The sequence below is a fragment of the Caulobacter sp. GW821-FHT10A10 genome (genome assembly GCF_059415745.1).
Genome location: NZ_JBWKNV010000008.1, coordinates 70,949 through 97,287, shown reverse-complemented (window position 1 = coordinate 97,287; position 26,339 = coordinate 70,949). Strand labels below are relative to the sequence as shown.

At 69.5% G+C, this 26,339-nt stretch carries 25 protein-coding genes; 17 read left to right on the top strand and 8 right to left on the bottom strand.

Annotated features, from left to right (window positions below; translation table 11 throughout):
• Positions 1 to 23: 23 nt before the first annotated feature.
• Positions 24 to 1,520 (bottom strand): M48 family metallopeptidase, encoded by a 1,497-nt coding sequence (locus tag AC07NS_RS21190; protein WP_494606460.1) that lies wholly within the window; start codon positions 1,518 to 1,520, stop codon positions 24 to 26.
• Between the two features lie 168 nt (positions 1,521 to 1,688).
• Here AC07NS_RS21190 and tcyJ point away from each other — a divergent pair, with 168 nt between their 5' ends.
• From tcyJ to AC07NS_RS21170, 4 genes are read left to right on the top strand one after another with little or no spacing between them, the layout of a single operon-like run.
• On the top strand, positions 1,689 to 2,486 hold the full coding sequence (gene tcyJ, locus AC07NS_RS21185) for a cystine ABC transporter substrate-binding protein (protein ID WP_494606458.1): 798 nt from the start codon (positions 1,689 to 1,691) through the stop codon (positions 2,484 to 2,486).
• Between the two features lie 3 nt (positions 2,487 to 2,489).
• Positions 2,490 to 3,143: a cystine ABC transporter permease gene (gene tcyL / locus AC07NS_RS21180; protein ID WP_494606456.1), complete on the top strand. Its 654-nt coding sequence runs from the start codon at positions 2,490 to 2,492 to the stop codon at positions 3,141 to 3,143.
• Positions 3,140 to 3,880 (top strand): amino acid ABC transporter ATP-binding protein, encoded by a 741-nt coding sequence (locus AC07NS_RS21175; protein WP_494606454.1) that lies wholly within the window; start codon positions 3,140 to 3,142, stop codon positions 3,878 to 3,880. Before tcyL ends, AC07NS_RS21175 begins: the two co-directional genes overlap by 4 nt.
• Before the next feature lie 60 nt (positions 3,881 to 3,940).
• Complete coding sequence (locus tag AC07NS_RS21170) at positions 3,941 to 4,252, top strand: hypothetical protein (protein WP_494606452.1); 312 nt, start codon at positions 3,941 to 3,943, stop codon at positions 4,250 to 4,252.
• Here AC07NS_RS21170 and AC07NS_RS21165 read toward each other — a convergent pair.
• On the bottom strand, positions 4,249 to 4,983 hold the full coding sequence (locus AC07NS_RS21165; protein WP_494606450.1) for an alpha/beta fold hydrolase: 735 nt from the start codon (positions 4,981 to 4,983) through the stop codon (positions 4,249 to 4,251). The genes AC07NS_RS21170 and AC07NS_RS21165 overlap by 4 nt on opposite strands.
• A gap of 99 nt (positions 4,984 to 5,082) precedes the next feature.
• Between AC07NS_RS21165 and recG the strand changes: the two genes are divergently transcribed.
• Complete coding sequence (gene recG / locus AC07NS_RS21160) at positions 5,083 to 7,158, top strand: ATP-dependent DNA helicase RecG (RefSeq protein ID WP_494606721.1); 2,076 nt, start codon at positions 5,083 to 5,085, stop codon at positions 7,156 to 7,158.
• A gap of 166 nt (positions 7,159 to 7,324) precedes the next feature.
• Here the strand turns inward: recG and AC07NS_RS21155 are convergent, their stop codons facing one another.
• Together AC07NS_RS21155 and AC07NS_RS21150 are read right to left on the bottom strand one after the other, a co-directional pair.
• Positions 7,325 to 8,434: a DUF3089 domain-containing protein gene (locus AC07NS_RS21155; RefSeq protein ID WP_494606448.1), complete on the bottom strand. Its 1,110-nt coding sequence runs from the start codon at positions 8,432 to 8,434 to the stop codon at positions 7,325 to 7,327.
• 32 nt (positions 8,435 to 8,466) lie between these two features.
• Positions 8,467 to 9,669, bottom strand: coding sequence for an acetyl-CoA acetyltransferase (locus AC07NS_RS21150; RefSeq protein WP_494606446.1), 1,203 nt, complete (start codon positions 9,667 to 9,669; stop codon positions 8,467 to 8,469).
• Positions 9,670 to 9,727: 58 nt separating this feature from the next.
• On the opposite strand from AC07NS_RS21150, the gene AC07NS_RS21145 reads away from it, so the two are divergent.
• Positions 9,728 to 9,982 carry a type II toxin-antitoxin system VapB family antitoxin gene (locus tag AC07NS_RS21145; RefSeq protein WP_494606444.1) on the top strand — a complete coding sequence of 85 codons (255 nt, stop codon included), beginning with the start codon at positions 9,728 to 9,730 and terminating at the stop codon, positions 9,980 to 9,982.
• The gene (locus tag AC07NS_RS21140; protein WP_494606442.1) at positions 9,979 to 10,359 is read left to right on the top strand and encodes a type II toxin-antitoxin system VapC family toxin; all 381 of its coding nucleotides are present in this window, start codon (positions 9,979 to 9,981) and stop codon (positions 10,357 to 10,359) included. The genes AC07NS_RS21145 and AC07NS_RS21140 overlap by 4 nt, the downstream gene beginning before the upstream one ends.
• A 6-nt stretch (positions 10,360 to 10,365) precedes the next feature.
• Here AC07NS_RS21140 and AC07NS_RS21135 read toward each other — a convergent pair whose 3' ends face one another.
• The 3 genes from AC07NS_RS21135 to kdsA all read right to left on the bottom strand — a co-directional run bounded on the left by AC07NS_RS21135 (position 10,366) and on the right by kdsA (position 14,083).
• A complete protein-coding gene (locus tag AC07NS_RS21135) occupies positions 10,366 to 11,850 on the bottom strand; it encodes a hydroxymethylglutaryl-CoA synthase family protein (RefSeq protein WP_494606441.1) in 1,485 nt (494 codons plus the stop codon).
• A gap of 93 nt (positions 11,851 to 11,943) precedes the next feature.
• The gene (gene rfaD / locus AC07NS_RS21130) at positions 11,944 to 12,945 is read right to left on the bottom strand and encodes an ADP-glyceromanno-heptose 6-epimerase (protein ID WP_494606439.1); all 1,002 of its coding nucleotides are present in this window, start codon (positions 12,943 to 12,945) and stop codon (positions 11,944 to 11,946) included.
• Between the two features lie 271 nt (positions 12,946 to 13,216).
• Positions 13,217 to 14,083, bottom strand: a complete 867-nt coding sequence (gene kdsA, locus AC07NS_RS21125; RefSeq protein WP_494606437.1) for a 3-deoxy-8-phosphooctulonate synthase — start codon at positions 14,081 to 14,083, stop codon at positions 13,217 to 13,219.
• Between the two features lie 79 nt (positions 14,084 to 14,162).
• Here kdsA and AC07NS_RS21120 point away from each other — a divergent pair, with 79 nt between their 5' ends.
• The 8 genes from AC07NS_RS21120 to AC07NS_RS21085 all read left to right on the top strand — a co-directional run bounded on the left by AC07NS_RS21120 (position 14,163) and on the right by AC07NS_RS21085 (position 21,512).
• Entirely contained in the window at positions 14,163 to 15,623 is a 1,461-nt protein-coding gene (locus AC07NS_RS21120) for a cryptochrome/photolyase family protein (RefSeq protein WP_494606435.1), read from the top strand.
• 87 nt (positions 15,624 to 15,710) lie between these two features.
• Complete coding sequence (locus AC07NS_RS21115) at positions 15,711 to 16,937, top strand: class I SAM-dependent methyltransferase (RefSeq protein ID WP_494606433.1); 1,227 nt, start codon at positions 15,711 to 15,713, stop codon at positions 16,935 to 16,937.
• A gap of 26 nt (positions 16,938 to 16,963) precedes the next feature.
• On the top strand, positions 16,964 to 17,248 hold the full coding sequence (locus tag AC07NS_RS21110; protein WP_494606431.1) for a hypothetical protein: 285 nt from the start codon (positions 16,964 to 16,966) through the stop codon (positions 17,246 to 17,248).
• Between the two features lie 113 nt (positions 17,249 to 17,361).
• Positions 17,362 to 18,360, top strand: a complete 999-nt coding sequence (locus AC07NS_RS21105; protein ID WP_494606429.1) for a cysteine synthase A — start codon at positions 17,362 to 17,364, stop codon at positions 18,358 to 18,360.
• A gap of 74 nt (positions 18,361 to 18,434) precedes the next feature.
• A complete protein-coding gene (gene sseA, locus AC07NS_RS21100; protein ID WP_494606427.1) occupies positions 18,435 to 19,307 on the top strand; it encodes a 3-mercaptopyruvate sulfurtransferase in 873 nt (290 codons plus the stop codon).
• Between the two features lie 230 nt (positions 19,308 to 19,537).
• Positions 19,538 to 19,711 (top strand): DUF1843 domain-containing protein, encoded by a 174-nt coding sequence (locus tag AC07NS_RS21095; RefSeq protein WP_494606425.1) that lies wholly within the window; start codon positions 19,538 to 19,540, stop codon positions 19,709 to 19,711.
• Between the two features lie 5 nt (positions 19,712 to 19,716).
• A complete protein-coding gene (locus tag AC07NS_RS21090) occupies positions 19,717 to 19,896 on the top strand; it encodes a DUF1843 domain-containing protein (RefSeq protein ID WP_494606423.1) in 180 nt (59 codons plus the stop codon).
• A 116-nt stretch (positions 19,897 to 20,012) separates the two neighbouring features.
• A complete protein-coding gene (locus AC07NS_RS21085) occupies positions 20,013 to 21,512 on the top strand; it encodes a GDL motif peptide-associated radical SAM/SPASM maturase (RefSeq protein WP_494606421.1) in 1,500 nt (499 codons plus the stop codon).
• An 847-nt stretch (positions 21,513 to 22,359) separates the two neighbouring features.
• Here AC07NS_RS21085 and AC07NS_RS21080 read toward each other — a convergent pair.
• Positions 22,360 to 22,908 (bottom strand): hypothetical protein, encoded by a 549-nt coding sequence (locus AC07NS_RS21080; RefSeq protein ID WP_494606419.1) that lies wholly within the window; start codon positions 22,906 to 22,908, stop codon positions 22,360 to 22,362.
• 156 nt (positions 22,909 to 23,064) lie between these two features.
• Between AC07NS_RS21080 and metC the strand changes: the two genes are divergently transcribed.
• Both metC and mdoH read left to right on the top strand, forming a co-directional pair.
• Positions 23,065 to 24,219, top strand: a complete 1,155-nt coding sequence (metC, locus tag AC07NS_RS21075; RefSeq protein ID WP_494606417.1) for a cystathionine beta-lyase — start codon at positions 23,065 to 23,067, stop codon at positions 24,217 to 24,219.
• A gap of 210 nt (positions 24,220 to 24,429) precedes the next feature.
• Positions 24,430 to 26,337 carry a glucans biosynthesis glucosyltransferase MdoH gene (gene mdoH, locus AC07NS_RS21070; protein ID WP_494606415.1) on the top strand — a complete coding sequence of 636 codons (1,908 nt, stop codon included), beginning with the start codon at positions 24,430 to 24,432 and terminating at the stop codon, positions 26,335 to 26,337.
• Positions 26,338 to 26,339 lie beyond the last annotated feature (2 nt).

The window sequence follows — 26,339 nt, the reverse complement described above, 5'->3', positions numbered from 1 at the left end:
GAACGCGCACGGCCGCGAAGCGATCAGCCCGCCCGAGCGGTCTCTTCGATCGGTTTCAACACGACCGGCGCGGGAACGCCGTCCTCGCCGCGCAGCGCCCAGCCCTCGCCAAGGCGAACCAGGTCGCGGCAATGGGTGGCGGCGCCGTCGGCGCTGAGGCACAGCTTGCCGCCCTCGATGACGTACTTCCCCTGGCCCGAGCCGAAGTCGTAGCGCTGGAACCACGAGCCGTCCGGCTTGAGGATCAGCGGCCCGTAGCCGGCCGGCGCGGGCGACGACTGATCGACCATCCGCCCCACGAAGGCCGCCCTGGCCGCCGCGTCGAGCGCCGCGGTCGGCGAAGCCTTCGGATGCGCCGCCTTCCACTCCATCGCCCGCTGGATGCGGCGGCCGACGGCGGGATGGTCATAGAAGATGATCTCCTCCAGCCGGCCCGGCGTGGCGGCGCGGTACTCGATGGTCTTGACCAGGGCCTTGGACAGGCCGTCCGGCTCGTTGAAATGCGTCAGGCTGAAGCGGTCGGCGTCGCTCTCGGCGATGCGGATCAGGCTGCTGGTCACCGGCGTCGCCAGCAGGAACAGCACGGTCAGCACGGCGCTCAGCACCGGCAGGCCGGCCGGATCGGCCACGCCCCTGACCTGGTCGGCGCCCAGCAGGCGCGCGGCCGGCGCGAACAGGCGGTCGACCAGGAAGAAGGCGGCGATCGCCAGCAAACTCATGACCCCGGCGATCCAGATCGAATGCTGATGGGCGTAGTGGCCCATCTCGTGGCCGACCACGCCGCGCACCTCGGCGATGTCCGCGCCCTTCTTGAACATGGTGTCGCTCATGGCGACGCGCGCCGATCCGAACAGGCCCGAGACGTTGGCGGTATAGGCGTTGGACTGCTTGGAGCCGTCATAGACGAAGATCTTGTCGGACGGCACGCCGACGGTCTTGGCCATGGCCACGACCTCGTCGCGCACCGGACCGGCGGGCGCGGGCGTGTAGTGGTTGAAGATCGGCTCGATGTAGAGCGGGGCCAGCAGCAGGCTGGCGGCGATGAACACCGCCGTCAGGCCGCCGCTCCACGCCCACCAGGTGCGCGGGGCCTTGCGGATCAGGGCGTAGAGGGCGGTGAAGAACAGGCCGCCGATCACCGCGGTGATGGCCAGCGAGATCGTCCCTTCGATCAGCCAGCCGCTGAAGGCCTGGCTGGTCAGGCCGTACTGCTTCTGCCGCCACCACTGGCTGTAGACCGCCCACGGCAGCGACAGCACGCTGTCGACCACCAGATAGACCACCCCGACCACGAAGCTGGCCAGGACGGGCCGCGTGCGCCGCCCCTCGACCTTGCGCCGCAGCCCGGTGAGCAGGCCGCTGCGCACGATCAGGAACGAGACCAGCACGGCGACCAACGCGCCCCACAGCAGCAGCCAGTGGCCGCCCTGGGTGTAGGCCGTCGCCTTGGCGTGGGCCTCCGGCGGCAACTGCGCCAGATAGGCGGCGGTGGCCGCGGCCGGGTCGAAGGTCTGAGCCATATGCGTTCCCCCGCAAACAAACTGGCGGCAGGAAGCCAGAGCTGATCGTCCGCGTCAGGTTAAATCGCCGTCAGGTCGCGCGTCGACGGTCATACAAGCGTCTTCCCCCTGGCGGCGGCGAAGCCTCGGTATAGAACTGCGCGGATGACCTTTGCTTCGAGGCCCGCCATGCGATTCCTTGCCCGTCGTGACGTCCTGCTGGGCCTGGGCGCCGGAAGCGCCCTCACCTTGGCCGGCTGCGGCGGCAAGGACGCCGGCGCGGGCCAGAGCGGCGCGGCCCGGGTCGAGGCGACCAAGACCCTGCGCATCGGCCTGGAAGGCACCTATCCGCCGTTCAACTTCCAAGGCACCGACGGCCAGCTGACCGGCTTCGACGTCGATTTCGCCCGGGCCCTGGCCGAGCAGATGAAGGTGAAGGCCGAATTCGTCGCCGCGCCGTTCGCCGGCCTGCTGGGCGCGCTGGAATCGGGCCGCACCGACGTCGTCATCAACCAGATCACCATCACGCCCGAGCGCGAGGCCAAGTACGACTTCTCCAAGCCCTACACGGTCTCGGGCATCCTGATCATCGTCCCCAAGGGCAAGGGCGGCGTCGTCGGTCCCCCCGACCTGGCCGGCAAGAAGGTCGGCGTGGGCCTGGGCACCCACTACGAGCAGTGGCTGCGCGACAACCAGCCGAAGGCCGAGATCCGCACCTATGACGACGATCCCACCAAGTACCAGGACCTGCGGGCCGGCCGCATCGACGCGGTGCTGAACGACCGCCTGGTCGCCGCCGACTTCCTGAAGACCGCGCCCGACCTCGTGGCCGCCGGCCCGCCCTTCGCCCCACAGAGCCAGGGCGTGGTCATGAAGCGCGACCCGGCCCTGAAGGTGCTGGTCGACCAGGCCATCGACGCCCTGCGGGCCGACGGCCGCTTGGCCGCCATTTCGCAGAAATGGTTCGCCCAGGACGTGACGAAGTAGTCGATGACCGCCGCCGAGCTCATCGCCCAGTCGGCCCCGCTGCTGCTGAAGGGCGCGGTCTACACCGTGGCGCTCAGCCTGATCGGCATGGGCCTGGGCTTGGTGCTCGGCTTTGGCCTGGCCCTGATGCGGCTGTCGCGATCGCCGCTGCTGCGCTGGCCGGCGGCGGTCTATGTCTCGGCCTTTCGGGGCACGCCGCTGCTGGTGCAGCTCTTCCTGATCTATTACGGCCTGCCGCAGCTGGGGCTGGAGCTGCCGCCGCTGGTGGCGGCCGGTATCGGCTTTTCGCTGAACGTGGCCGCCTACGCCGGCGAGATCCTGCGCAGCGCCATCGCGGCGGTCGACAAAGGCCAGTGGGAAGCCGCCGCCGTGCTGGGCCTGACCCGCGGCCAGGCCATGCGCCGCATCATCCTGCCCCAGGCCGCCCGCACCGCCGTGGCCCCGCTGTCCAACAGCTTCATCAGCCTGGTGAAAGACACCTCGCTGGCCGCCACCATCCAGGTGCCCGAACTGTTCCGCCAGGCCCAGCTGATCACCGCCCGCACCTACGAGATCTTCGCCATGTATCTCAGCGCCGCGGCCATCTACTGGATCGTCTCCAGCCTGCTCGCCTTGGGCCAGGGCTGGCTGGAACGCCGCGCGGAGGCCCGCCGATGAGCGCCATCCTGGCCCAGGGCCTCGTCAAGCGGTTCGGCGACACGACGGTGCTGGACGGCGTCGACCTGGATGTCGCCCCCGGCGAGGTGGTGGCCGTCATCGGCCCAAGCGGCTCGGGCAAGAGCACGCTCCTGCGATGCCTGGCCGGGCTGGAGGCGCTGGACGGCGGAACCCTGTCGATCGCCGGCGTCGCGGCGGGCGGAAAGGTTCCGCTGGCCCGGGCGCTGAAGGGCCGGGTCGGCTTCGTGTTCCAGAGCTTCAACCTCTTCCCGCACAAAACGGCGGCGCAGAACGTCGCCGAGGCGCCGATCGTGGTGCGCGGCGATCCGCCCGCCAAGGCCCGCGAGAAGGCGCTGGCCCTGCTGACCAAGGTCGGCCTCGCCCACCGCGCCGACGCCTATCCCCGCGCCCTCTCCGGCGGCCAGCAACAGCGTTGCGCCATCGCCCGGGCCCTGGCCATGGACCCCGAGGTCATCCTGTTCGACGAGCCGACCTCGGCCCTCGATCCGGAGCTGGTGGGCGAGGTCCTGGCGGTGATCCGCGACCTGGCCGCCGAGAAGCGAACCATGGTCATCGTCACCCACCAGATGGAGTTCGCGCGCGAGGTCGCCGACCGCACGATCTTCATGGACGAGGGCCGCATTCTCGAAGCGGGACCGTCGGCGGAGCTTTTCGCGTCGCCCCGCCAGGAACGTACCCAAAGGTTTCTCAGTAAATTGCGAAGCTTGCAGCCATAATTTGGCCTCTGGCGCCCGGCACGCCTCCGGGCTACGCCGTGTGTCTAGAGGCGAGGATTCGTGAAACCCTATATCGACCTGAAAGGCGCTTCCGGCGCCGTCTATCGCTACAAGCTGGCCGAGGATCGCGACCCGCGGACCACGATCGCCGGCAATTACCTGTATCTCAACGCCGAAGGCGACGTGGTGTTCGCTGGTGAAGCCAACAATCTGCATGACTCCACGCGCGGCTTTTCCGAAGCCGCCGAGAAGCACGCGGCCGAATATCTCTACATCCGCCTAAACGTGTCGGGCGCCGCCCGCGCCGACGAACTGGCCGACTTGCTGGCGGCGCTGTCTCCTGTCGGCAATCCCGAAAACTCCGAAGACTAATCCCGAGCCTCGGCGAAGAACTCGCCGAGCCGCTCGACCACGTCTGAGGCCGGCGTGATGATCGCCCCCAGGTGATCGCCGGCCGTCGACACGAACGGTAGACCGTTCTCCGCCGCGAAGGCTTGGGACGGCCCGTGATAGGGATCGGCGATCCCGTCCCATAGCAGCACCGGAACGCCCGCCCCGAGCACCGCCTCGGGCGCCCCGTCCAATTGGCCCAGGGCCTCGAAGCAGGCCTGCATGGCCGGAACGATCTCCGGCGTGACCCAGGCCACCAGCGCCGGCGCGACCTGCTGCGAGAAACCCCAGAAGATGTCGAAGCGGATCGGCCCGGCCGGTCCCTTGGGCACGCCACCCACCAGATCCCAGCCGCCCACCGTCAGCGAGGCCAGACGCTTGGGGTAATGCTTGGCCACGCCCACCGCCATCCAAGCGCCCATCGAATAGCCGACCAGATGGGCTTTCTCAGCGCCCAGCGCGTCGAGCACCGCGATGATGTCGCCCGCCCGCTGCTCCTGGCCGTAAAGCGAGGGATCCGACGGCTTGTCGCTGAGCCCATGGCCAAGGGAGTCGACGCAGGCCACCGTGAAGCGCCCAGCCAAGGCGGCGACGAAGCCGTTGGCGCGCCAGCTGGCGGCGTCCATGAACAGGCCGTGCTGCAGCACCACGAGCGGCCCATGCCCCTCGACCGTGTAGTGGATCTTCTGGCCGCGATGGGTGGCGAAGGGCATGCACGATTCTCGGTGGAATGAGGCGCCAGTCGAGCCGATCCACAAATTCGCGCAAGGCGAACGGGACGGGAACAGCGCGGCTTGGCTATCCTGCCGCCGATGCGCCCCGAGTCGCTCTTTCCGTTGTACGCCGCGATCTCCACCCTCAAGGGCGTGGGGCCTCGCGTCGCGCCCCTGGTCGAGAGGCTGGCCGGGTCGCTGGTGCGCGACGTGCTGTTCAGCCTGCCCCAGGCTCTGATCCGCCGCACCCCGACCACGGCCGCCCTGGCCCAGGATGGCCAAGTGGCGACCTTTGTGGTCACCATCGACGCCCACCTGCCGCCCCAGCGCGCGGGCCAGCCCTGGCGGATCCGGGGCTGGGACGAGACGGGCTTCGTCACCCTCACCTGGTTCAAGGGCCATGGACCGCACCTGGAGCGCCAGCATCCGGTGGGCGCCCGCCGGGCGGTCAGCGGCAAGGTCGAGCGCTACGGTTCCGAGATCCAGGTCGCCCACCCCGACTACATGCTCGAGGCCGAGCGGGTCGACGAGATCCCACCGGTGGAGCCGGTCTATCCCGCCACGGCCGGCCTGCCCTCGCGCACCTTCCGCAAGTTCGCCCTGGAGGCCCTGTCGCGCGCGCCGCAGCTGCCCGAGTGGCAGGACCCCGCCTGGCTGGAGCGCGAGGGCCTGCCGCCCTGGCGCGAGGCCTTCGAGCGGCTGCATGGCCCGGAAAGCGAAGCCGACCTGTCGCCGCTGTCGCGCGCCCGCCGGCGCCTGGCCTATGACGAGCTGCTGGCCCACCAGTTGGCTCTGGCCCAGCGCAAGGCCGGCAAGCGCGCCCAGCCGGGCCCGCGCATCGTCTCCGGCGACCTGGCCGAAGCGGCGGAAAAGGCCCTCCCCTTCCGCCTGACCGGCGCCCAGGTGCGGGCGCTGTCGGAAGTGCGCGGCGACTTGGCCCATGGCGAGCGGATGAGCCGCCTGCTGCAAGGCGACGTCGGCTCGGGCAAGACCGTCGTGGCCATGCTGGCCATGGCCGACGCGGCCGGCGCCGGCTTCCAGTCGGCCCTGATGGCCCCGACCGAGATCCTGGCCCGCCAGCACTACGAGACCCTCGCCCCGCCGCTGGAAGCCCAGGGCCTGGCCGTGGTGCTGCTCACCGGCCGCGACAAGGGCGCGGCGCGGGCCGCCAAGCTGCAAAAGCTGGCCGACGGCTCGGCGGCCGTGGCCGTGGGCACCCACGCCCTCTTCCAGGACGACGTGGCGTTCAAGTCGCTCGCCCTGACCATCATCGACGAACAGCACCGCTTCGGCGTCAACGAGCGCCGCCGGCTTCAGGAGAAGGGTGACGGCGTGCACCTGCTGGCGATGTCAGCGACGCCCATCCCGCGCACCCTGGAACTGACCGTCTTCGGCGACCTCGACGTCTCGCGCATCGACGAAAAGCCGCCGGGCCGCACGCCGGTCGCCACCCGCGCCGCGCCGACGCCGCGCGTGCCCGAGATCGTCGATCGCCTGCGGGTCGCCATCGAGGGCGGCGCACAGGCCTTCTGGATCTGTCCGCTGGTCTCGGAATCCGAAAAGGTCGACCTGCGCGCCGCCGAGGATCGCGCGGCCGACCTCAAGAAGATCCTCGGTTCGCGCGTCGGTCTCGTTCACGGCCAGATGCCGGCGGCCGAGAAGGACGCGGTCATGCAGGCCTTCGTCGATGGCGAGGTCGGGGTGCTGGTCGCCACCACCGTGGTCGAGGTCGGGGTCAACGTGCCCAACGCCAGCATCATGGTCATCGAGCATGCCGACCGTTTCGGCCTGGCCCAGCTTCACCAGCTACGCGGGCGCGTGGGCCGGGGCATGCGCGAAAGCTCCTGCGTGCTGCTCTACGACCCGCCGCTGTCGGAAGTCGCCCAGCAGCGGCTCGACATCCTGCGCCGCTCCGACGACGGCTTCGAGATCGCCGAGAAGGACCTGGAGCTGCGCGGCGGCGGCGACCCGCTGGGTCTCAAGCAGAGCGGCTTCCCCGCCTACCGCCTGGCCGACCCCGTCGCCCACCGCGACCTGATCGCGGTGGCCGCCGACGACGCCCGCCTGATCCTCGCCCGCGATCCTGGCCTGACCTCGCCGCGCGGCGAAGCGGTGCGCACCCTGCAGGCCCTGTTCGACTGGAAGCCCGCCTCAGGCCTGAACGACGCGGGGTAGCCGCCTACGGCGACCCCACTCCCGTCAGTCCCCCACCCCGTAAAATCCCCGCGAAAGCGGGGACCCAGGTGTTTTATCGTCGAGCGCCGTGGGCTTTAGAAAAAGCCTGGGTCCCCGCTTTCGCGGGGATTTTACGGGAGGAGAGATCCCTTAGGACCTCAGCCGCTCACCGCTTCCCCAGCGCCGCCACGCGCGCCGCCGCATCCGCCTCGATATCCGCCCAGAACAGGTTGTAACCGTCCACCTTCCGGCGATCCGTCCACGAGCCGGTGTCCCGCAGCGACGGCGACTTGGGGCGCCCCGTATGCAGCAGGCCGTTCTCGCACTGGGCCCAGACCTGGCGCTTGAGGAAGGCCGGGCGCGCGCCCCATTCCAGGCCCGTGGCGTTGACCGCGCCGAGGTTCAGGCGAGCCGGCGCACGCTCGTCGGTGCGGGCGCCGAACACCGGGTTGACGCACAGCGGCTGGCGGCCGTTGAGGTTCTCCAGCTGGTCCCCGCCGATCCAGGTGAGCGAGCGGGCCAGCAGCTCCTGGGCCTTCTGGAAGTCGCCGTCGGTCAACGAGGCCCAGGCCACCGCGCAGCCGGCCTCGTCGCGGCGCACGCAGGCCGGGACCGGCGAGGTCGAGACGTACTCGTCGGCCGGCACGGCGGTCTCGATCAGATAGACCCCGGCCAGGCGCGCCTTCATCACCGGATCGGGCGCGATCTCCTCGGCGACCAGGCGGGCGGCGAGGCTTCCACCCTGCTCCACCCCGACGATCACCAGCGGCCGGCCCTTGTCGTAGCGGTCGCGCCAGGCGCGGAAGGCCTCGCGCACGTCGCCATAGGCGAAGCGGCGGGCCTCGCGGGCGTCGTCGCGCAGGGTCAGGAAGGTGTAGAGGCTGGCCTGCCGGTAATGCGGCGCGAAGATCCGCCCCACCCGCGCGAACGGCGCGGCGTAGTTGGGCAGCACCACCCGGTTCAGATAGCGGCTGGCCTTCGGCTGGTCGTAGGGCGCGTTCCAGTCGCGCCCGCCGTCGAAGGTGGTCGGGTGCACGAAGAACACGTCGGCGGCGCGGTCCATGCCGGTCGCCCCGCGCGGCAGCAGCGCCCAGGCGGCCGGATCGGCGTAGTTGGGGGCTGGCGGCGGATCGTAGGTCTGGAACGGCACCTTCGGGTCGAGGGTGGTGCGCAGGATGTCGTAGCGCCAATAGAACGCCGCCGTCAGGACGGTCCCCAAGAAGAGGACGCATCCGACGAAGATCCAGCGCTTGAAACCCTTGAAGCGTCCCGCCATGCCCCTCGACTACACCAGAGCGCGGCGGCGCACTACGCCCCTTCCCGCCCGATGATGGCCACCGAGCAGACATTGCTGGCCGGCGCGCCGCCGAGGTTGTGGGTCATGCCGATTATGGGATCACGCAGCTGGCGCTCGCCGGCCCGCCCCTGGAGCTGCAGGTACATCTCGTAGAGCATGCGCAGGCCAGACGCGCCGATCGGATGGCCAAAGCACTTGAGCCCCCCGTCGATCTGGCAAGGCACCCCGCCGTCGGCGTCGTAGAAGCCGTCGAGCACGTCGCGCCAGCCCCGCCCCTCGGCCGAGATGAAGAGATCCTCCATCGTGACCAGCTCGGTCACCGAGAAGCAATCGTGCACCTCCATCATCGAGATCTGCTCGCGCGGGCGCTCGATGCCGGCCTCCTTGTAGGCCTTGCCGGCGGCGATGCGGGCGGTGTGGAAGTGGCTGCCGTCCCAGCCGTTGTACTGGCTCTCGTAGCCGTTGGAGACCGACAGCTGCAGCGCCTTGACCGTGACGAGGTCGTGCTTGCCCAGGGCCCGGGCGATCTCCGGCGTGGTGACGATGGCCGCGGCCGCGCCGTCGGAGACGCCGCAGCAGTCGAACAGGCCCAGCGGCTCGGCGATGATCGGCGCGTTCAGGGCCTGCTCGGCGGTGATGGGCTTACGCAGGTGGGCCTTGGGGTTCTTGGCGCCGTTGGCGTGGCTCTTGACCGAGACGTGGGCGATGGCGCGTTTGAGGTCCTCCTTCGAGACCCCGTGCTTGGCGCGATAGGCGCTGGCCAGCTGGGCGAAATTGCCGGGAGCCGAGCCGTTGGGCATCACCTGCGGCGTAAGGGTGCCAGGCGCGCCGAACGGCAGGCCGCCATAGCCGGTGTCCTTCAGCTTCTCGACCCCGACGGCGAGCGCGATGTCGGCGGCGCCGGCCGCCACGGCGTAGACCGCCCCGCGGAAGGCCTCCGAGCCCGAGGCGCAGAAATTCTCCACCCGGGTGACGGCGATGTTGGGCAGGCGAAGCGCGATCGACAGCGGCGTGCCGCCCTTGCCCGTGCCGATCTCGTCGATGTGGGTCGAGAACCAGGCCGCGTCGAGCTGGCTGGCCTCGATCCCGGCGTCGGCCATCGCCTCGACATAGGCCTCGACCATCAGGTCGTCGGGCCCGGCGTCCCACCGCTCGCCGAATTTGCTGCAGCCCATGCCGAGAATGGCGACCTTGTCGCGGATGCCGCTGGCCATCGTGGGTTTCCCTTAGCTCGCCTTCTCGGGCGTATTGATCAGGTGTATATACGGAGCCATGACGCTCTATATCCGTAATGCGGAGGCTGATCGCCTCGCACGACAACTCGTTGAACAAACGGGAGAAAGCCTGACGCAGGCGGTCGTTCTGGCCCTGCGTGAGCGGCTGGACCGCACGTCCGCCAAGCCGCGCACGCCGGAGGAAAAGATGGCCTTCATGCGCATGCTGCAGGAGCGCAGCGCCAAGCTGCCGGTGCTCGACCCGCGCGACCCCGACGATATCCTGTACGACGAACACGGCTTGCCGAAGTGATCGTACTCGACACCTCGGCGGTGCTCGCCATCATCTGGAACGAGCCCGAGGCGGAAGACTTCATGCGGGCCGTCTCCGTGGCCGCAGGAGTGCTCATGTCGGCCAGCACGCGGCTTGAACTCCACGCCGTCTGCCTGCGCCGCCGAGGTGACACCGAAATCATCGAGCGGTTCATGTCCGACCTCGGCGTGATCATCGAGCCCTTCGACGAGGACCAATTGACGATCGCCAAGACCGCCTACGAGAAATATCGCTCCGGCCGCCATGGCCTGAACTTCGGCGACTGCTTCAGCTACGCCCTGGCCAAGGCGCGCGATCTGCCCCTGCTGTTCAAGGGCGAGGACTTCGCCGCCACGGACGTGAAGCGCGCGCTCTGACACCGCCTACTCCGCCGCCTGGGCGGTCGACGCCGCCACCGCCGCCCGGTCCGGCGCGGCTTTCCAGAAATAGCGGGTAAAACCGCGCTTCTCGTCGCGGTCCTTGATGCGGAAGACCATCTTCACCGGCAGGCCGGTCTCGACCTCGCCGAGGGCCACGTCGGTGATGTCGAGCATGATCCGCCCGCCGCCCTCGAAGACGATCATGCCGTAGTGGTTGGGCGGGCTCATCGAGAAGGTCAGGTAGTCGGCCGAATAGGTCAGCACCTGCGCCCGGCGCTCGGCGAAGCGGTACGGCTCCTGGGTGTCGACGGCCGGATTGTTGGGGGCCACCGAGATGCGGGTGCGGGGGAACTGCACGACGCCTGTCTCGCGGCAGCGGCCGCCGACCAGACCCAGGATCTGGTCGCGATTGCGGTAGAGCGTGGTCAGGGCCGTCTTGTTGTCCTTCTCGGCCCGCATGCCCCGGTCCCATTCGACCAGGTCGTTGAAGACGAGAAACTTCAGGTAGTTGGTCTCTTCCTGGCGGTCGGCGAGCGCGCCGGTCACGCCGCGGGCCGGCGCGCCGTTTCCGACGCCATCGCCGGCGCGGAACACCAGGGCCTCGGCTCCCTGGCCGAACTGGGCGACCAGGATGATCTCGCCCGGCTTGGCCTGCTCCAGCGCATGGGCCAGCAGCAGCGGACCGTGGGCCGCGCCGGCCTCTCCCAACTGACCCGCCAGGGTGTCTCGGACGGCTTCGGGGCGAACGCCCAGCGTCTTGGCCAGGGTCGCGCCCATGCCGGGAAAGACCGACGGGAAACAGAAGTGATCCACCTGCGCGGCCGAGACGCCAGCCACGTCCAGCGCATCGCGGATCGCCGGAGGGACCAGCTTGACGATCCCCTCGTCGCGGATCCAGCGCTCCTCCCAGGCATAGTCGAACTCCGCGTCCGAGCCCCGGAAGTGATCGACGAAGTCGTCGGTGACCGTGCCCCGGCCCAGGAACGTTGCGGCACCCCCGTCGGGCGAGACGACGAAGGCGGCGGCGGCGTCGCCGAAGTCCAGCTCCTGGGGCGAAGCGGCGCGCGCCCGGCGGTGCTCGCCGGCGGCGACCAGCACCCGCTTGCCGGCGGCCGCCGCGTCCAGGGCCTGGCCCAGGGCCGTCAGGCCGCAGCGCTGCGAGCCGGTGACGTCGGCCGAGGCGATCGAGGGCTCCAGGGTCAGGGCGGCGGCCAGGATTCCGGCGTTCTGGCGATCGGCGAAGGGCGCGGTCGTCGAGGCGAAGATCGCCGTGTCCACCGCCGCACGGCCCTCGTCTTCCGGACCCAAGGCGTCGCGAGCGGCCTCGACGGCCATGGTCAGGGCGTCCTCGTCCCAGTTGGCCATCGAGCGTTCGCCCTTGGCCTTGCCGGCCAGGCCCGGCGCGATCCAGGCGTTGGCGGCGACCACCGCCTTGCGGCTGAGGCGAAGGCGCGGCGCATAGGCGCCCCAGGCGGCGATGCCGACCATGTTCCACTCCCTGACGCACGCCTGTTCCGGCGACTTATCAGGGTTCAGGTTACGCGCGCGGCAAGCGTCCGCAAGCGTGCCCCTTGGTCAACCTCAACGGTAGGGGTCGTCCGTGTTCAGGAAGCCGGCGACGTAGTCGGCGACGCCGTCCTCCAGCGAGGTCATGGGCGCATTGTATCCCGCCGCGCGCAGGCGGCTCATGTCGGCCTGGGTGAAGTACTGGTACTTGCCCTGCAGCACCTCGGGCATGTCGAAATAGGTGATCTCGGGCTCGCGGGCGACGGCGGCGAAGGTCGCCAGCGCCAGGTCCTTGAACGAGCGGGCGTGGCCCGAGCCCAGGTTGTAGACCCCGCTGACGTGCGGGCTCTTGGCCAGCCAGGCGATCACGTCGGCCACGTCGCGCACATAGACGAAGTCACGCAGTTGGCCGCCGTCTTCGTAGTCCGGGTGGTGCGACTTGAAGAGGCGCACGCCTTCCCCAGCCGCGATCTTCGGCCAGATCTGGCAGACCACCGACTTCATGCCGCCCTTGTGGTCCTCGTTGGGGCCGTAGACGTTGAAGAACTTCAGCCCGACCCACTGCGGCGGCGCATGGCCCCGGGCGGCCTCGCGCACGGCGAAGACGTCGAACAGAGCCTTGGACCAGCCGTAGGCGTTCAGCGGCCGCAGGGCCATCAGGCTGTCGATGTCGTCCTTGCCGTCGAAGCCCTGGTCGCCATCGCCATAGGTGGCGGCCGACGAGGCGTAGATCAGGCGGGTCTGGTTCTTGGCGCACCACCGCCAGAGGTCGCGCGACAGCACGAAGTTGGACTGCACGATCAGGTCGGCGTCCGGCTCGGTGGTCGAGGAGATCGCCCCCATGTGGATCACCAGCTCGACCTCGTCGCCGCGTACGGCCAGCCAGTCGAACAGCTGCTCGGGCGCGACGAAGTCGGCGATCGGGTGCTTGGCGATGTTACGCCACTTGCCCTCGGCGGCCTGGCCCAGCCAGTCGCAGACCACGACGTCGAGCGCCGGATCCTCGCAAAGCTTGGCGACGATGTTGGAGCCGATGAACCCGGCGCCGCCGGTGACGAGAACGATGCGTCTGGACATGGGCGGGTTATGGCACAGGGGAATGGAGGGGCAATAGCGAGGGCTTCTCGTGAAGGAGCTTCCCCTCCCCCTGACTAACCCAATCCCGCCTTCCTGGGCCTTGTGCCCAGGATCCATGGTTCCGCCGCTCAGACCTTGTCAGAATGACCGAGGTTTGAGCGGCCGCCGGCATGGGCCCTCGCCACAAGGGCGAGGGAGGCGAACTTGTTTGGATAGATTGGATCGAGAAGCCACCGATCGGCGCGAGTGCGCGCCGCCCAGCAGCCCTGCCTCAAGCCGCCAGCTTGCGCTTGGCCAGGACGTCGAACTCCAGCAGTTCGGCGACCAGGGCCTCGAACTGGCTCAGCGGCACCATGTTGGGGCCGTCCGACGGGGCGTGGTCGGGGTCGGGGTGGGTTTCCATGAACACCATGGCCACGCCGATCGAGACGGCCGCGCGGGCCAGCACCGGCACGAACTCGCGCTGGCCGCCAGAGGAGGTGCCCTGCCCGCCCGGCTGCTGCACGCTATGGGTGGCGTCGAACACCACCGGGCAGCCGATCTCCTTCATGATCGGCAAGGACCGCATGTCGGAGACGAGCGTGTTGTAGCCGAACGAGGCGCCGCGCTCGCAGGCCAGGACGTTGGGATTGCCAGCGCCGGTGACCTTGGCGATGACGTTCTTCATGTCCCAAGGGGCCAGGAACTGGCCCTTCTTGATGTTGATCGCCCGGCCGGTCTGGGCGGCGGCCAGCAGCAGGTCGGTCTGGCGGCACAGGAAGGCCGGGATCTGAATCACGTCGACGGCCTCGGCGACGGGATCGCAGTGGCTGATCTCGTGCACGTCGGTCAGGGTCGGCAGGCCGGTGACCTCGCGGATCTCCTGGAAGATCGGCAGGCTGTCATAGAGGCCGATGCCGCGGGCGGCCGTGGCCGAGGTGCGGTTGGCCTTGTCGTAGCTGGTCTTGTAGATCAGGCCGACGCCCAGGCGCTCGCCGATCTCCTTGAGGGCGTGGGCCGTCTCCAGCGCGTGCTGGCGGCTTTCCATCTGGCACGGACCGGCGATGAAGGTCAGGCGTTCGGCGTTGCCGATGCGGACGGCCTTGCCGGTCTCGGTCTTCACTTCGACGACGGCGTTCGGGGCGACGGGCTGACTCAAGGCAGGACTTCCGAGTTAGAGAGTGGCGAATAAGGGTGGGCGCAGAATTTGGCCCACAGGTGGCCCCAACGGCGGAAAGGTGCAAGTGCGGATCGATCCAGGCGTCCCCGGACCCGTCATCGTGTGGCTGCGCAACGACCTGCGCCTGGCCGACAACCCGGCCCTGAAGGCCGCCGCCGACACGGGCCGGCCGGTGATCCCGCTCTATATCCTCGACGAGACGAGCGGCGTGCGGCCGATGGGCGCGGCTTCTCTGTGGTGGCTCGACAAGTCGCTGCGGGCGCTCGCCGAAAGCTTCAAGGCTGTCGGCTCCAAGCTGGTGCTGCGGCGCGGACCAGCCATGGACGTGCTGAAGGACGTGGTCGCCCGCGCTGAAGCGGCCGGCGTGGTCTGGAACCGCCTCTACGAACCGGCCGCCATCGCCCGCGACGCCGAGATCAAGGCCGCGCTGAAAGCCGACGGCGTCGTGGTGGAAAGCTGCCTCGCCGGCCTGCTGAACGAGCCCTGGACCGTCGTGAACGGCTCAAAGCAGCCCTACAAGGTCTTCACCCCCTATTGGCGGGCGGCTCGCGCGCACCTGACCCATGTCGAGGTCGAGCCCGCGCCCAGGCGTCTGGAAGCGCCCGAGCACTGGCCCCATAGCGACGCGCTCGACGGCTGGGGCCTGCATCCGAAGAAGCCCGACTGGTCGAAGGGCTTCTCCATCTGGACGCCCGGCGAGGCCGGCGCCCTGCAACGGCTGGACGACTTTCTGTCAGGCGCCGTCGACGGCTATGGCGAGGGCCGCAACGTTCCGGGGCTGGAGGCGACCTCCCGCCTGTCGCCGCACCTGCATTTCGGAGAGATCGGCCCCCGCCAGGTCTGGATGGCCGCCCGCAACGCCGCCGAGGCCGGCGACGCGCCCCACGGCGAGATCGAGAAGTTCCTGTCCGAGGTGGGCTGGCGCGAGTTCAACCACTCGATCCTGTTCAACTGGCCGGAGCTTCCCAAGCGCAACTTCCGGCCGGAGTTCGACGCCTTTCCGTGGGCCGAGAACCCCAAGGGCTTGCAGGCCTGGATCGAGGGCCGCACCGGCTATCCGCTGGTCGATGCGGGCATGCGCGAGCTGTGGGCCACCGGCTTCATGCACAACCGGGTGCGGATGATCACCGCCTCGTTCCTGATCAAGCATCTGCTGGTCGACTGGCGCGACGGCGAGTCCTGGTTCTGGGACACCCTGGTGGACGCCGACCTCGCCAACAATGTCGGCAACTGGCAGTGGGTGGCCGGCAGCGGCGCCGACGCTTCGCCCTACTTCCGGATCTTCAACCCGATCGGCCAGGGCGAGAAGTTCGACCCCAAGGGCGCCTATGTCCGCAAGTGGGTTCCGGAGCTGGCCAACCTGCCCGACAGCGTCATTCATCAGCCCTGGACGGCGCCCGCGCATCTTTCCGCCGAGGCCAAGCGTAGCTATGCTCGACCCATCGTCGACCATGGACGGGCGCGGGCGCGGGCTCTCGAAGCCTACCGCCAGCTACGCGGCGAACCTGCCGGGGACTGATCCCCTGGCGAACGGCCGCGTGCGCGCCCATCTGAGGATACGGTTCTTGGGGGTCTGAGTTGTCCTAGTGACAGGACGGGAGCGCCGATGACCGACACCCTGCACGCCCGCTGGCGTAACGATCACCTCCGCGCCGCGCCGGCGGCCTTCCGCGCCGCCATCCGCGTCGCGTGCGAGAACTGGGCGATCGGGTCCCTGACCTTCGTCCTTCCTACGGGACAGCCCATCCGCATCGACGGGCGCACGCCGGGTCCCGAGGCCGTCGTGCGGGTGCGCGACTACCGCTTCATCCGGCGGGCCTTCGCCTCGGGCGACATCGGTTTCGCCGAGGGCTACATGGCCGGCGAGTGGGACACGCCCGACCTTCCGGCCGTGCTGACCGCCTTCGCCCTGAACTTCGACAAGCTGGCCGCCCTGGTGCAGGGCAATCCGCTGACGCGGCTGATGAACCTGCTGTTCCACCGCTCGCGCCGCAACGACCGCGAAGGCTCCAGGCGGAACATCCACGCCCACTACGACCTGGGCAACGCCTTCTATTCGCAGTGGCTGGACCCGACGATGACCTATTCGTCGGCCCTCTGGGACCAGGACCGCCACGCCTCGCTGGAGGCCGCCCAGACCCGCAAGTACGAGGCTCTCGCCCAGTCCATCGCCCTTACGCCCGACAAGCACGTGCTGGAGATCGGCTGCGGCTGGGGCGGCTTCGCCGAGTATGCGGCCAAGGCGGTCGGCGCCAAGGTCACCGGGATCACCATCTCGCCCGCCCAGCACGAGTTCGCCCGCAAGCGCCTGTTCGCCCAGGGCCTGGCCGACAAGGTCGACATCCAGCTCATCGACTACCGCGACGTCCGGGGCCGCTTCGACGGGGTGGTCTCGGTCGAGATGTTCGAGGCGGTCGGCGAGGAATACTGGCCGACCTATTTTGGCAGGATCCACGACCTGCTGGCGCCCGGCGGCCTGGCCGGCCTGCAGATCATCACCATCCGCGACGAGCTCTTCGCCCACTATCGGCGGCAGACCGACTTCATCCAGCGCTACGTCTTCCCCGGCGGCATGCTGCCCAGCGAGCAGCGCCTGAAGCAGGAGACCGACAGGGCCGGCCTTTCCTGGCAAAACGTCCGCCGTTTCGGCCAGGACTACGCCGACACCCTCTCCGAATGGGCCAAGCGGTTCGAGGCCGCCTGGGACGACATCCGCCCGCTCGGCTTCGACGAACGCTTCCGCCGGCTCTGGAAGTTCTACCTGGCCTATTGCGAAGCGGGCTTCCGCACGGAGCGGACCAATGTCATTCAATTGGGCCTGAGCCGAAATTAGGATGAGCCGCAGCTAGGAGACGTGCCGTGTCGCTCTTCACCCTGGTCCTGGACTATCACGGCGGCACCTACCTCTCGCAGTTCGACGCCGACACGCCGACCGAGGCGGTCGGCGCCTGGTGCCGCGAGCTGCACGACAACCAGCTACTGGGCGAGCCCTCGTCTCTGGTGGCCGAGGGCATCATGGCCGACGCCGTCGAGAACAGCCTCGTGGGCATAGAAGGGCTGTGCGGGGCCTGGTGCGCGGCCACGGCCACGGCCGGGGGCCTTGCCCTACTCAACGTCATCCAGACCCAGCCGACCACGCACTGAAGCTGGAGCCCGAACCGGCGCTTTCAGGAAATCTGGATTGATCCGGGCGGCCGCATCGCGATCTACCCTGGCCCTAACGGCGCTTTCCCGCGCGAAGACCCAAGATTTCGACCATGCCCGTCACGCCCAACGTTCTCGAAGCCATCGGCAACACGCCGCTGATCCGCCTGAACCGCGCCAGCGAGGCCACCGGCTGCGAGATCCTGGGCAAGGCCGAGTTCATGAACCCCGGCCAGTCGGTGAAGGACCGCGCCGCGCTCAGCATCATCCGCGACGCCGAAGCCAAGGGCCTGCTGCGTCCGGGCGGCCGGGTGGTCGAAGGCACGGCCGGCAACACCGGCATCGGCCTGGCCATGGTCGCCTCGGCGCTGGGCTACAAGACCACCATCGTCATCCCACGCACCCAGAGCCAGGAAAAGAAGGACGCCATCCGCCTGCTCGGCGCCGAACTGGTCGAGGTGGACGCCGTCCCCTACTCCAACCCCGACAACTACGTCCGCTATTCCGGCCGCCTGGCCGAAGAGCTGGCCAAGACCGAGCCCAACGGCGCGATCTGGGCCAACCAGTTCGACAACGTCGCCAACCGCGAGGCCCACTACCGCACGACCGGCCCGGAGATCTGGGAGCAGACCGGCGGCAAGGTCGATGGCTTCATCTGCGCGGTCGGCTCGGGCGGCACCCTGGCCGGCGTGGCCCAGGCCCTGCGCGAGCGCAAGCCGGACGTGAAGATCGGCCTGGCCGACCCGGGCGGCGCCTCGCTCTACAACTGGTACGCCGCCGGCGAGCTGAAGGCCGAGGGCAATTCGATCAGCGAGGGCATCGGCCAGGGCCGGATCACCGCCAACCTCGAAGGCCTGGCCATCGACCATCCCTACCGCGTCTCCGACGAGGAGATGATGGAGCAGATCTTCGATCTCGTGCAGCACGAGGGCCTGTGCCTGGGCGGCTCCACGGGGATCAACGTCGCCGGCGCCGTGCGCCTGGCCCGCGACCTGGGCCCCGGCCACACCATCGTGACCATCCTCTGCGACCACGGCTCCCGCTACCAGAGCAAGCTCTTCAACCCCGCCTTCCTGGCCGAAAAGGGCCTGCCGACGCCGCCCTGGCTGTAAGGGCGCGCTTGCGTGGGCGAGCGACGCACGTGAAGTTGCCGCCCTCGCGTTCCCAAGCCCGCAAGAGGCCCGTCATGTCCGCCACGCTCATCGATCCGCTCGTCTCGACCGCCTGGCTGGCCGACCATCTCGACGCCCCGGACGTGCGCATCGTCGACGCCTCGTGGTTCATGCCCGGCACGCCGCGCGACCCGAAAGAGGAGTTCGAGGCCGGCCACATCCCTGGTGCGGTGTTCTTCGACATCGACGAGATCTCCGACCAGACCTCGCCCCTGCCGCACATGCTGGCCAGCGGCGTGAAGTTCGCCTCGCGGGTGCGCAAGCTCGGCCTCGGCGACGGCGCCCGCATCGTCGTCTACGACAGCACCGGCATACTGCCGGCCGCCCGGGTATGGTGGAACTTCCGCGTCATGGGCCACGAGGACGTCGTGGTGCTGGACGGCGGACTGCCCAAGTGGGTCGCCGAGGGCCGTCCGCTGGAAGATGGTCCCGCCGCCCCGCAGGAGCGCCACTTCACCCCGCGCCTGCAGGCCGATCTCGTCCGCAGCTTCGACCAGATCAAGCGTAACCTGGAAACCGGCCGCGAGCAGGTGATCGACGCCCGCGCCGCGCCCCGCTTCAACGGCGAGGTTCCCGAACCCCGCGCCGGCCTCAAGAGCGGCCACATCCCCGGCTCGCGCAACATTCCGCTGGCGGCGATCCTAGCGGCCGACGCGACCATGCTGCCCGCCGAACAGCTGAAGGCCGTCTTCGCCGAGGCCGGCGTCGACATCGAAAAGCCGATCGCCACCACCTGCGGCTCGGGCATCACCGCCTCGGTGGTGTCGCTGGCCCTGCACCGCCTCGGCAAGCCCCGGGCGGCGGTCTACGACGGCTCGTGGACCGAATGGGGCGGCCGCGACGACGCGCCAGTGGAAACCGGGCCCGCCAACGCCTCGGCTGTGTAAAAACACTCAAGATTACACATTTTCGATATACAATCTTAAATTGACAATCCGAGATGGCTGGCTGACCCTCGATGCGTGGGGTCGGCCATGCGCCGCGTCGGACCGCGGCCATGCCGCGAGCCTCTCCCACCAGTGCCCGTCAGCTTAAGGACCATCGGCGCGCCAGCCGCGCCGAGCACGCAACCGCGCGACCGGCGAACCGACCGGCGCGCCCGTGGGGAGAGACCGTCATGTCCTCGTTCCGACCGCTCTACGCCGTCACCATCACCGACGCCATCGCCTCCGGCGAGCTCGAAGAACTGAAGAAGCTGCAGGCCGAGGCCGAGGCCCACATCCAGCAGTATGGCGACGTGCCCACCCTGCTGGCGGCCCTGAAGATCGAAATCGCCAAGCTCGGGGGCTGATCACCATGAACATCAAGCCCTATGGCGTCGCCGTGACCGACGCCATCGCCTCCGGCGACCTCTCGCGCCTGAAGGAAGCCCACGCCGCCGCCGAGGCCCATCTGGCCGAGTACGGCGACGTCGCCACGGCCCTGACCCTGCTGAAGCTCGAGATCGCCAAGCTGGAAGCCAAGTCCAGCTACTGACGCGCCGGCGCTTCCGTGGCTCCGCGTCGAGCCGGCGGAAGCGCCCCACGCCCCTCGTCTGGGGGCCCGCGCCAGAGCCCGCTTTCTAGGGCCCGCGTCCCAGGGGAGGACCGCGCATGACCGACACCCTGCCATCCGCCATTCAGCCATCCGTCGTCCGGGCGCCGCCCGAGGGCAAGTCGGTGCGCTTCCGCACCGAGCGCGACCATATGGACCTGGTGCCGGTGCACGTGGTCTGGGAAGTGACCCTGGCCTGCAATCTCAAATGCCAGCACTGCGGCTCGCGCGCCGGCCGCCCCCGGCCGGACGAACTGAACACCCAGGAAGCCCTCGACCTGATCGACCACCTGGCGGCCCTGGGCACGCGCGAGATCACCCTGATCGGCGGCGAGGCCTATCTGCGCCGCGACTGGATCGAGCTGATCCGCCGCAGCCGCCAGAACGGCATCCGCACGGCCGTCCAGACCGGCGCCCGCAACCTGACCGACAAGCGCCTGGACGAGGCGGCCGAGGCCGGGCTGCAGGGGATCGGGGTGTCGATCGACGGCCTGCCCGACCTGCACGACCGGGTGCGCGGCGTGCCCGGCTCCTACGACCAGGCGATCAGCGCCCTGCACCGGGCCAAGGCCCGGGGGCTGGCCGTCTCGGTCAACACCCAGATCGGCGCCGAGACCGCGCAGCACCTGCCCGAACTGATGGAGCGGATTATCGCCGCGGGCGCGACGCACTGGCAGATCCAGCTGACCGTCGCCATGGGCAACGCGGTCGACAATCCCGACCTTCTGCTCCAGCCCTATCAGTTGCTGGAGGTCATGCCCCTGCTGGCCCGCCTCTATCGCGAGGGGCAGGAACGCGGCCTGCTGATGATCGTCGGCAACAATGTCGGCTATTTCGGCCCCTACGAGCGCATGTGGCGCGGGCTGGGCGACGACACCGACCACTGGACCGGCTGCGCCGCCGGTCAGGGCGGCATCGGCATCGAGGCCGACGGCACGATCAAGGGCTGCCCGTCCCTGGCCACCTCGCTCTACGCCGCCGGCAACGTGCGCGAGATGAGCATCGAGGACATCTGGCGCTACAGCGAGAAGATGGCCTTCGGCCGCGTGCGCGACGTCCAGGAGCTCTACGGCTACTGCCGCACCTGCTACTACGCCGACGTCTGCCGGGCCGGCTGCACCTGGACCTCGGAGTCGCTGCTGGGCAAGCGCGGCGACAATCCCTACTGCCACCACCGAGTGCTCGACCTGGCCAGGCATGGCTGGCGCGAGCGGGTGACCAAGGTCAAGGACGCCCCGGCCGCCAGCTTCGCCATCGGCGAGTTCGCCCTGGTGCGCGAGCCGATCCCCGGCGCCCAGACCGTCCCCCTGCCCGTCCGCGACCCGGCCGCCGTGCACGTGCATCATCGGGAGCGCTCGGAAGCCGGCGGCGCCCTGCCGCCCAAGCTCAAGGTCTGCCGCTCCTGCGACCAGTACGTCTGGCCCCACGAGACCGACTGCCCCCACTGCGCGGCCGACCTCGACCTGGTCGAACGCCAGCACGCCGAAGCCGCTCAACGCCGCCGGGCGCTGATCGAGCAGGCCCGAGGGCTGTTGGCCGGAATCCGGGCAGACGCCTGATCCTCCCCCTCTGGGGGAGGTGGCCCGAAGGGCCGGAGGGGGCCGTTTTCAGCTTCAAAACCGCCGGCCGCCCCTCCCCCGTAAAATCCCCGCGAAAGCGGGGACCCAGGTGTTTTATCGTCGAGCGCCCTGGGTTTCAGAAAAAGCCTGGGTCCCCGCTTTCGCGGGGATTTTACGGTTGGGGGGTCTACGGACGGGGACAAACGGCGCTCTATCCCCGTCGGGCGGACGGCAAACCCCAACCAATCCAACCGCTTGAAACTTTCTCACCGCTCTGGATCAGACGCGCTCAAACCACCTGCATAATCACTGGGTCTCGCCGCACCGAAGGGGCGCGCGGCCAGCGACCATGCGGCGGCGGGATGCGATCGAGCGGGACTGGGGCGGATTGGGAAGATCCGTCGTGTCCGGGGACCTGGCGCTGGCCAGGCCCGCCCGCCGTCGGCTTGGACGAGGATTACAGAGCGCCCCTCTCCTCGTCGCCGCCCAACAGGGAAACCTCGAAGGCGGCCCTGGTAAGGCGTTAAGAGCGCCGCCGCCCGGGAAGCCGGCAGTCCAACGACCGCGCGGAGCGAACGGGCTTCGTCGAAACGGTAACAACACAAAGCACTCCGGGCGTCGCCCGGGCGCTCCGCTCTCCTTCACCAACTCAGCGCAATCGCGCGTGAGATCGCCCACCCGTTCCCTCTCCCCTTGCGGGAGAGGGTGGCCTGCGAAGCAGGTCGGGTGAGGGGTCTCTCAGACCTCAAAACCGCATGCGACGGTCGGGCTGGGTAGGCGTCTCAAGTCTGAGAGACCCCTCATCCGTCGGCTTCGCCGCCACCTTCTCCCGCAAGGGGAGAAGGGACTACTTCTGCCTCGCCGCGCACGTCGTCTTGGCCAGCTCATAGCTCGCGAAGGTCTGCTCCTTGCCAATCGCATCACGCACCACGATCGACCACGCCAGCTTGCCGCCCTTCACCGCCCAGCGATTGACGAAGCTGGACGCGCCATAGGGATACGCCACCTCGAACCCATCGGCGGTGACCGCACCCGTTCCCATCGAGGCTCCGTCGCCGCCGAAGCTGTCGGCCCACAGGCCGACAATCGCCGCCGGCTGGCCAGCCTTCACCGTACGGCCGCCGAACAGCAGGTGGGCCGCGTACGCATCCGCTGGATCGGCCTTGGCGCGGCTGTCGGCCTCGACCAGGATCATGGCGTCGCCCGCCGTCGGCCCGACCGTCAGGTCGATGGTCACCGGCTTGCCCATCACCGCGCCCTCGCCGCTCCAGCAGCCGGCCAACGCCTTGACCTGCGCAGGCGGCCCGACGGGCGCCTCGTCAGCGATAGCAACACCGCCGAAAAACGCCGACGACAGCGCCCAAGTCAGCGCCAAGACCAGACCCGAAACTCTCATGCCATCACCCCTCATGCGCCGGCCGCCGCCGACGCGCTCGCGCCTGGATGGCAGATTCTCACGGCCCGCCGCCACGGCGACGATCAAAGCCTTGAACCGCAACCGCCGGCGCTCTTAAACGAGGCGTTCCTTCCCGTGCTCACGAGTCCCGCCGCCATGGACGAAAAGACCCGCCTGATCCGTTCGGGCCTGCAGGCCCAGTCGCTGGCGCGGACCGTCAACCCGCCGATCCAGCGCGGCTCGACCGTGCTGCTGCCCAACGCCGCCTCGCTGTACGACGACAGCCAGCTGACCTACGGCATCACCGGCCTGTCCTCGCCCGCCGCCCTGCAGGCGGCCCTGGCCGAGCTGGAGGGCTCGCCGGACGTGACGCTCTATCCGTCGGGCCTGGCGGCGATCACCGGGGCGATGATGGCGGTGCTCAAGGCCGGCGACGACGTCCTGGTCGTCGACAGCGCCTACAAGCCCACGCGCCGGTTCTGCGACCGCTTCCTCACCCGCTTCGGCGTCACCACCCGCTATTACGATCCGGCCCTGGACGCGGACGCCCTGCTGGCCCTGGCCGGCCCGAAGACCCGGCTGATCCTGCTGGAGGCCCCGGGCTCCCTGACCTTCGAGATGCAGGACGTGCCGGCCATCGCCGCCGCCGCTAACGCGCGTGGCATTATCACCTTGATCGACAACACCTGGGGCGCGGGCCTCCTCTTCAAGCCGCTGGCCCACGGGGTGACGATCAGCGTCCAGGCCCTGACCAAATATGTCGGCGGCCATTCGGACTGCTTCATGGGCAGCGCCACGACCATGGACCCGGTGATCGGCGACGAGCTGGGCAACGCCATGTGGGACGTGGGCTGGTCGGTGTCGCCCGACGACGCCTACGCCATGCTGCGCGGCCTGCGCACCCTGGCCACGCGGATGCCGCGCCACGAGCAGAACGGCCTGGCCCTGGCCCGCTGGCTGCAACAGCGCCCTGAAGTCGCCCGCGTGTTGCACCCGGCCCTGCCCGAGGATCCCGGCCACGCGATCTGGAAGCGCGACTTTTCCGGCGCCTGCGGCCTGTTCGGCCTGGTGCTGAAGCCGACCTCGCAGAAGTCGGTGCACGCCTTCCTCGACGCCCTGACCCTGTTCGGCCTCGGCTTCTCCTGGGGCGGCTTCGAGAGCCTGGCGATCCACTGCGACCCGCAACTGAAGAGCCGCTCGACGCCGCTGAACCTGGAAGGACCGCTGCTGCGTCTGCACATCGGGCTGGAGGATCCGACCGACCTGATCGCCGATCTCGAGCGTGGCTTCACGGCCCTAGCGGCGGCCTGACAGGGCGCGAATTCGTCCGCGCCCACCTTCTTTTCCGCGCCGCAACCATCGCCGAGAACAAGGCGCGATTGCGGCCAAATCGCTGAATCTGCTGCTCGTTTCAGCAGATTGAGAGCCTGATCACGGCTCGCGAAACGTGACCGTGGTTATATTTCCTTCGCATCGCAACCCATTGCCTGGGTGAGGGTTCTTCGCGCGAAAGGACCCTCGATGGACATACGCCTCGCCGACCGGCTTCCGCCTTGCAACATTCCCCACGAGGCGACGCCGGACGCCTGGCTACCGCAGGAATCCGCGCTCGACATGCCGGTCCGGCCGCTGTCGGCGCCGCCCTCCAGGCGACGGCTAGCGCGCTCGCGCCAGCGACGACGGCTGGCGCTGGCCGCCTTCACCCTGCTGTCCTTCGGCTTTGGCCTGACGACCATGCTCGACGCCTTCGTGGGCGGCGGGGTCACCCTGCTGGAATGGATCGACGCGCTGCTGGTCGCGGCGTTGCTCGCCTGGACCGGCTTTTCCTGCGCCGCGGCCCTGGGCGGTTTCCAGCTGGCCTTGAACCCCGACAGCTGGGAGCGGCGGCTGGACGATCCGCCGCCGCATCTGCGCAAACGCGTCGCCCTGCTGGCGCCGATCTACAACGAGGACGTCTCGGCGGTCTTCGCCCGCATCGAGGCCATGCGCGCCGATCTCGACCGCGAGCGGCTATCGTCGACCTTCGACGTCTTCGTGCTCAGCGACACCCGCGATCCGGACATCGCCGAGGCCGAGCGCCGCGCGGTGCTCGCCGCCCGCGCCGGCCCCTCGCCCACCCGCCTCTACTATCGCCGCCGCGAGGCCAACACCGACCGCAAGACCGGCAACCTCGCCGACTGGGTACGCCGGTTCGGCGGGGCCTACGAGTGCATGGCGGTGCTCGACGCCGACAGCCTGATGAGCGCCCGCTCGCTGCGCCGCATGGCCGGGGCCATGGAGACCGACCCGACGCTGGGCGTCCTCCAGGCCGGCTCGACCATCGTCGGCCGCAACACCCTGTTCGGCCGGGTCGAGCAGTTCGCCGCCTGGGCCTATGGGCCGCTGGCGACCTGGGCGCTGGCCTGGTGGAGCGGGGCCGAGGCCAACTATTTCGGCCACAACGCCATGATCCGCACTCGGGCCTTCGCCGAATGCTGCGGCCTGCCGCACCTGCCGGGCAAGGCGCCGTTCGGGGGCGCGATCCTCAGCCATGACTTCGTCGAGGCGGCCCTGCTGCGCCGCGGCGGCTGGGCCGTGCGCATGGCCCCGACGCTGGAGGACGTGCACGAGGAGGCCCCGCCCACCCTGTCGGACATGCTGGTGCGCGACCGCCGCTGGAGCCAGGGCAACCTGCAGCACCTGGGAATCCTGGGCGTGAAGGGCCTGCATCCGGTCAGCCGCCTGCACCTGCTGCGCGGCGCCCTGGCCTATGCGCTGGCGCCCGTCTGGCTGCTGCTGGTGGTGCTGAGCGCCCTGCTGGCCGCTTTCCCCGTGCTGGGCGGCGCGCAGGAAGAACTCTTTCTCGAGGAAGGCGCCGGCGCGGCCTTCGCCGTGTCGCTGGGTTTCCTCGCCGTCCCCAAGCTGCTGGCCGTCGTTCTTGCCTGCATGGAGGGCCGCGCCGACGGCTTCGGCGGCGTCCGGCGCCTATGGGCCTCGGTGGCGCTGGAGACCGTGCACTCGACCCTGACGGCGCCGACAGTGCTGTTCGGCCACGCCCGCTGCCTGCTCGACATACTGGCCGGCCGAGATTCCGGTTGGGCCGCCCAACGTCGCGACGTCGACAAGATGGCCTGGCGCGAGGCCCTGAAGCGGCATGCGCCGGAGATGATCGCCGGCCTCGTGCTGCTGGTCTGCGCCGCGATCGCCGGCCCGTCGCTGGGAATCTGGATCCTGCCAGCCGCCGTGGGCTTGCTGATCGCGCCGGCCGCCTCGGTGCTGACCGGAAGCGCACGCTGGGGCATGGCCCTGCGCAAGCGGGGCCTGCTGGTCGCGCCGTGCGAGCAATCGCCCTCGCGCCTGCTGCGCGAAGCCTATGGCCGTGCGGCCGGTCCGCAGCCGCGCCGTCGCGAGGACGAGGAAGAAAGCACCGCCGCGATGGCGGCGGCCTGAAG